We start from the raw sequence: 6525 nt of genomic DNA, 5'->3' as shown, positions 1-6525 counted from the left end.
ATGCTGAGCTCCATTGACAGGTCCTATGATTCCGGTTATGCGCTTACCGGCGCTGCCGGACTTGACCGTGGCAGATACCGGTTTGAAGCTGAGCTCGGATATCAGAAAAATGCAATCAAAAATTCTGTTGCGGATATCTCCATGACGACCTATATGGCCAATGGCTATTATGATCTTGAGCTGCCGCTCGCACAGGTAAAACCGTTTGTAACTGCCGGTCTTGGTGTGGCAACGTTCAATGATGATAACGGAGCAGGCAAGACGGTCAGCGACAGGGTTTTTGCCTGGCAGGCAGGTGCCGGAGCAGGATTCAGTGTTTCGCCTCTGGTTAACGTTGATGCCAGGTACCGGTATTTTTCAGCTTCCGATCCACAGCTTACCGGAAACAGCCGTTACAGCATCGGCAGTCATAATGTGTCGCTTGGTTTGAGAATCGGATTCTGAAAAGAGCCGGTTTCGGGTGTTTATTTACCTGACTGAGCGGTTCAGTATACAGGTATTGATTTTTTCAGGAGTACAAAGTCTCTATCGTGGCAGGAACTTCAGTATGCCCGGGATAGTTTGAGGATCAGATTTTTTTTAGAGAGTCGAAGGACCGACAGTATGGAGAAGTACACAAATCCGGCTTTTTCCTGTTTGAGTTGAAAGGCCGGTGTTTTGTAGTGAACCGCTAAAAAAAGTGAGGTTGCGATGCCTATCCGCAAATTGAGGGAGTTCCTTGACAGTCATGCTGTCCGCTATTTTGTGCTCAGTCACTCTCCGGCTTATACAGCACAGGAAATCGCAGCGGCGGCTCATGTTCCGGGAAAAGAGCTTGCCAAAACGGTTATCGTCAGCATAAACGGCACTATGGCTATGGTGGTTCTTCCTGCTTCACGTCAACTTGATTTCGAGCGTTTACGGGAAGTGACTGGAACGCGGGATGTTGAACTCGCAGGAGAGCGGGAGTTTGCCGGCCTGTTTCCCGAATGCGAAATTGGAGCCATGCCGCCCTTTGGCAATCTCTATGGCATGGATGTCTATGTTGCAGAAGAACTTGAGGAGGATGAAGAAATCGCTTTCAATGCCGGCTCGCATAATGAGCTTTTGCGGCTCTCCTATGAAGATTACAGACGGCTTGTTCACCCTGAAGTTGCACGGCTTGCTCTCGATGTGAAGTGAATGGAGCGGTCAAACTGGATTTTTCAGCAGGAAATGTTACCTTCCTTGATGTCCGCCTGAGGCTCGGGAAAAGGTTGTCATGATATCGTTGTTATGACAATTGCATTGCTCCTATAGTTGTTTTTTTCGCCCTTTATGAAGATTGCCTTATACTCGGGAACCTATGTCAAGGACAAGGATGGTGCTGTAAAATCGATCTATCAGCTTGTGGCTTCATTCAGGAAAAACGGCCATGAGCTTACCGTCTGGTCTCCTGATGTATCGAACCGGGATAATCATAATGGATTGACGGTTCACAAAATGCCGGCGGTACCCCTTCCGCTCTATCCTGACTACAAAATCGGGTTTTTCAATGCGGAAACAATGCGGCAGCTTGACGAGTTTGCGCCTGATATTGTTCACATCTCGACACCGGATATTATCGGCAGAGCCTTTCTTCTCTATGCCCGAAAGAGATCATTGCCGGTTGCATCAGCCTTTCATACCGATTTCCCCTCTTATCTCAGTTATTACCATCTTGGATTTGCCGAAAAATACGCATGGAAATATCTGACATGGTTTTACAACAACTGTGATGTGGTTCTTGCTCCCAACGAGAGTGTCCGGCGAAAACTTCTTGACAAGAATATCAACAATGTCGAAATCTGGTCGAGGGGTATAGACCGGGAGCTTTTTGACCCAATGCGCCGTTCCGAAAAACTTCGTGAAGCGTGGGATGCCACAGGCAAGAGCGTTATTGTCTATGCAGGAAGATTTGTGCTTTACAAGGATATAGAGGTTGTTATGCGGGTTTATGACCGGTTTATGGAGTCGGGCTTTGCCAGGAGTGTCAAGTTTGTGCTTATCGGGTCCGGCCCCGCTGAAGAGGAGATGAGAGAAAGAATGCCGGACGCAATTTTTACCGGTTATCTTACCGGAGTTGCACTCCCGGAGGCTTATGCAAGCGGTGATATCTTTTTTTTCCCTTCAACTACGGAGGCATTTTGCAATGTTGCCCTCGAAGCGCTCGCCTCCGGACTTCCGGCAGTTGTCTCTGATGGCGGCGGCTGCAGGAATATTATTGACAGATCAGGAGGCGGAGTTGTTGCCCGTGCCGGTGATGTTGAGGATTTCTTTACAAAATGCCGTGAGTTGCACGAGCATTCCGGGCGGTACAGCGAGCTGAGATCCCTCGGGCTTGCCTATGCCGAAGCACAATCATGGTCTACCGTTAACGGTGTTGTTATTGACCACTACAGTAAACTGGTCATGCAGTCAACCGCTCCTGCCGGGTTGTAGCAGCTGCGGTTCAGCCGGGATTTGGTTACGTTACTGCATTTCGGCGATGTGTTTCCGGAATGTGTTGACAACCTGAACTCCCCTCAATATTTTGGTAGTGAAGTGCATGCGGTACCATGCCGCTCCAACTGTTATTGACACTTCCAAATGGTCATGAAGAAGCCCCTCTATCATGAGCTTCAGAAGCGCATTGAAGAGCTCGAACGCGAGTTACTGAAACGATGCGAGACAGAGCAGGAGCTGATTGAAAATCAGGCAGCTCTCCGCCATCAGAACAGTACGCTCATTCGCCAGTCCGTAGAGTTTTTTGATGTTCAACACCGCCTTGAGGAGAAGAGTATCGAACGAGAGCGTTCCTGTGAGAGGATAGAGGAGGCGTTCGGCTCGCTCAGGGAGAGTGAACATACCCTTGCATCCGTACTTGTTAACAGCCCTGATACCATTATTGCTGTTGATCATGATTACCGGATCATCTATGTGAACCGTTCCATGCCATGTTTTCATGGTACACTCTCGGTTGGTGCAAATCTTTTTGATCATATTATCGGACCCTGTCGGGAGGAGTATTTCCAGACTCTCGGCACAGTATTTGAAACTGGCCGTCTCAGGGTGATCGAGTCCGGATTCATCCACTCCGGCAATGCCGCTACTATCGAGGTTGAGTCCAGATTTGCACCCTGCTTCCAGGGTGAAAAGGTCGGTTTTGTGGTGATTCTTGCTTCTGATATTTCGGAACGCAAGCAGATGGAGCTCGACCTTAAACACTCGCTTCATGATCTTGAACGGTTCAACCGTCTTATGGTCGGTCGTGAGCTGCGTAATATTGAGATGAAAGCAGAACTCGAAAAACTTCGTGCGGGCAGAAGCCGGGAGGAGGAGATCCGCATGCATACAGACGGGATGGTTTCAGAGGATAAGGTGGAGGATTTTACTCTTGAAGATCATCTGCTGGCTATTGAGAAAGCCGGGCTTTTCGATTTTCTTGACAGTGGCACTGACGAGATTTCCCGGGAGAGCGACCTTATCTACCGAAAACATCAGAGAACCGCACTGTTGAATCTTATTGAGGATGCCAACCAGGCTCGAAACGAACTTATCGAAACCAATCGGAAGCTTGAGGAGTCAATGCGGTTGACAGAGGAGATGGCAAGAAATGCAGAAGCGGCCAATGCGGCCAAAAGCCAGTTTCTTGCCAATATGAGCCATGAAATCCGTACACCGATGAATGGTGTTATCGGTATGGCTGATCTCCTGCTTGAAACCCGACTCTCGACCGACCAGAGGAACTATGTTGAGATCATTAACGGAAGCGGTCGCAATCTTCTTAAAATCATCAATGATATTCTTGATTTTTCAAAAATAGAGGCGCGCATGCTCGAACTCGATGCTATCGATTTTGACCTGTTCGATCTTCTGGAAGAGATCTGTGGTGTTCTTGGACTTGAAGCCAGAGATAAAGGTCTTGAGCTTTTGCTGATCACCGGATTTGATCTGCCGTTTTCACTGAAAGGGGATCCGGCAAGAATTCGCCAGATTCTTGTCAACCTTATCGGTAATGCGCTCAGATTTACTCCGGAGGGCGGGGAGGTTGTGCTGAAGGTGATGGTGCAGCAGCAAACCGATCGAAATGCGGTTATCCGATTTAATGTCCGTGACACCGGGATAGGGATTTCGGCAGACAAACTCCAGAAAATTTTTGAGCCTTTTACCCAGGCGGATGGTTCAAACATAAGAAAATTCGGAGGAACCGGTTTGGGTCTTTCAATTTCAAATGATCTTGTCCTTAAAATGGGAGGCGGGGGAATTCATGTGGAAAGTGAGCCCGGAAGTGGAGCCTCATTCTGGTTTGATGTAAATCTGGAAAAACAACCCCTTCAGAAGGAGTACAGCCTCCCTGGAAAAGAGCGTCTGCTGGGTAAGGGCGTGCTTGTAATCAGCCGTTCCCCCTCTTTGAGAACCATGCTTGTATCGCTTCTGGATTCATGGGGCGCTCTCTCTTCTCAAGCCGATGATCGGGAGGCGGTCCGATATGTATTGGAACAGGCGGCAAAATCCCCCTCACCTTGCGGGGTCATTCTGCTTGATGTTGAGTTTATTAAAAAGGAAACTGCAGCTCTCAATGCCTTGCTTGATGCCATGCCGTATGCGGCAGATGGTATTCGCGTCATTCTTCTGGTGCCGATCGGCTATCAGGAGGAGATGAAAAAACAGTTCGGTGACCGGATTTTCAGGTTTCTTCAGAAACCGGTCAGACGCAGGGAGCTTTGCAGAATGGTGGCTGAAGCATTTGATATCGAAAGGGAGGCAACTGTGGAACCGGAATATGAAAGCAATGTTTCTTCAGGTGGGGCTGTAACTCCAGAGAAGCTTCCCCTGCATGTTCTTCTGGCTGAAGACAGTGTTGTCAATCAGAAAGTAGCTCTTTCCATGCTCGGTAAACTCGGCTGTTTTCCCGATGTTGCTGCCAACGGCAGGGAGGCAATTGATGCCATGCGTCAAAAGAGATATGATCTGGTGTTTATGGATTGCCAGATGCCTGAAATAGATGGTTATGAGGTTACCCGCCGAATTCGGAAGGATCACTCCCTGCTCTGTTCTCCGGATATTCCTGTTGTTGCCATGACAGCAAATGCCATGAAAGGAGACCGGGAGAAGTGCATTGATGCGGGTATGGATGACTTTATGGCAAAGCCGCTGAAGAAATCCGATTTCCAGGCGATATTTGAACGCTATTTTCCCGGTTTGTTTGTTCGGGAGAGTTCAAAGGAGGCCGGTGCGGGTGCGCTTACAACCGATGATGTCTTTCTGATCGATGATGTTCTTTTCCGCCTTCAGAATGACCGGGAGATTATCCTTATTATCATTGGCCAGTTTCTTCTTGAAGCGGCTCTTCAGATTACAGAGCTTCAGGCAGCTGCGGCAGAACATGACACCGAGAGAGTCCGTATCCTTTCGCATACGATTAAAGGCGCCGCAGCGACAGTTGGAGGTCAGGAGCTGAGCAGGTGTGCCGCTATAATAGAGCAGGGGGCAAAGTCGGGCGATTTAACCGGTATTGATGAACACCTTCGGGATTTAAATGCAAGTTACCTGCGTTTTAAAGAGAGAGTAGAGGCTTCCGGGTGGTGCGAGGAGGGTGGCGGTTAAGGATCTGTTTCAAATAATGATGATGTGGAATTATGAAGGCAGGGGTTATCGGTCTCGGGAAAATGGGGTTCAATATGACGCAGCATCTTCTTGAGTGCGGTCATGAGCTTATTGTCTATGATCTTGCTGATGAAGCGGTTCTCGCTCTTGCTGAAAAAGGTGCTGTTGCCGCAGGTTCTGTAGAGGAGCTCGCCGGTATGCTTGCTTCTCCACGACTCATCTGGCTTATGGTGCCGGCCGGTGAGCCTGTTGATACGACCATAGAGCGGCTTTTGCCCCTGCTTGAGCAGGGTGATATTGTTGTGGACGGAGGCAATTCTCATTATGTCGATTCCGTAAAGCGGGCGGCATATCTGGGTGGGCATGGCGTTCATTTTCTTGATGCAGGTACCAGTGGGGGGCTTGAAGGAGCGCTGAACGGTGCATGTGTTATGGTCGGCGGTGACAGGGGAGCTTATGAGCTTATCGCACCGCTGCTTAAAGATCTCTGTGTTGAAAACGGTTACGGCTATATGGGCAGATCCGGCTCCGGCCACTTTGCCAAGATGGTGCATAACGGCATTGAGTATGGTATGATGCAGGCTATGGGTGAAGGGTTCGATCTGCTTGCATCAAGCGGTTATGACTATGACCTTCATGAGGTTTCAAAAGTGTGGGCGAATGGTTCGGTTATCCGGGGCTGGCTGATGGAGCTGGTAGTCCGTGCTTTTCAGAAGGATCCCGCTCTTGACACCCTCAGCGGCAGGATCGCCGATTCCGGTGAGGGGCGCTGGACTGTTGAAGCCGCTCTGGAGCATGAAGTCTCTATTCCGGTGATTGCAGCCTCACTTTTCAGCCGTTTCCGCTCCCGCTCTGACGATAATCTTTCCGACAGGGTTGTGGCAGCACTGCGCCATGAGTTTGGCGGCCACAGCTCTTCCGGCAAGTCATAAAGGAGCC

Annotated in this window: 5 protein-coding genes; all 5 read left to right on the top strand. The window is 49.4% G+C overall.

The window, feature by feature from the left end; all coding sequences use genetic code 11:
• A partial coding sequence (locus tag CFERDRAFT_RS01530) for an outer membrane protein (protein WP_006365406.1) occupies positions 1–444 on the top strand: 444 nt, incomplete at its 5' end.
• 246 nt (positions 445–690) lie between these two features.
• Positions 691–1161 carry an aminoacyl-tRNA deacylase gene (locus tag CFERDRAFT_RS01525; RefSeq protein ID WP_006365405.1) on the top strand — a complete coding sequence of 157 codons (471 nt, stop codon included), beginning with the start codon at positions 691–693 and terminating at the stop codon, positions 1159–1161.
• A 135-nt stretch (positions 1162–1296) separates the two neighbouring features.
• Positions 1297–2439: a glycosyltransferase family 4 protein gene (locus tag CFERDRAFT_RS01520; protein WP_006365404.1), complete on the top strand. Its 1143-nt coding sequence runs from the start codon at positions 1297–1299 to the stop codon at positions 2437–2439.
• A 153-nt stretch (positions 2440–2592) separates the two neighbouring features.
• On the top strand, positions 2593–5586 hold the full coding sequence (locus CFERDRAFT_RS11605; RefSeq protein WP_198002374.1) for a response regulator: 2994 nt from the start codon (positions 2593–2595) through the stop codon (positions 5584–5586).
• A 32-nt stretch (positions 5587–5618) separates the two neighbouring features.
• Positions 5619–6518 carry a phosphogluconate dehydrogenase (NAD(+)-dependent, decarboxylating) gene (gene gnd, locus CFERDRAFT_RS01510; RefSeq protein ID WP_006365402.1) on the top strand — a complete coding sequence of 300 codons (900 nt, stop codon included), beginning with the start codon at positions 5619–5621 and terminating at the stop codon, positions 6516–6518.
• The last annotated feature ends 7 nt before the right edge of the window (positions 6519–6525 follow it).

This window comes from Chlorobium ferrooxidans DSM 13031, assembly GCF_000168715.1.
Taxonomy (GTDB): Bacteria; Bacteroidota; Chlorobiia; order Chlorobiales; family Chlorobiaceae; genus Chlorobium; species Chlorobium ferrooxidans.
The sequence above is the reverse complement of the archived record's forward strand: the minus strand, read 5'-3'. Positions and strand labels throughout refer to the sequence as shown.

Excerpts from the sequence above, each read along its gene's own strand:
- CFERDRAFT_RS01525 (WP_006365405.1), top strand. The coding sequence starts at position 691 with ATGCCTATCCGCAAATTGAGGGAGTTCCTTGACAGTCATGCTGTCCGC.
- CFERDRAFT_RS01520 (WP_006365404.1), top strand. The coding sequence starts at position 1,297 with ATGAAGATTGCCTTATACTCGGGAACCTATGTCAAGGACAAGGATGGT.
- CFERDRAFT_RS11605 (WP_198002374.1), top strand. The coding sequence starts at position 2,593 with ATGAAGAAGCCCCTCTATCATGAGCTTCAGAAGCGCATTGAAGAGCTC.
- gnd (WP_006365402.1), top strand. The coding sequence starts at position 5,619 with ATGAAGGCAGGGGTTATCGGTCTCGGGAAAATGGGGTTCAATATGACG.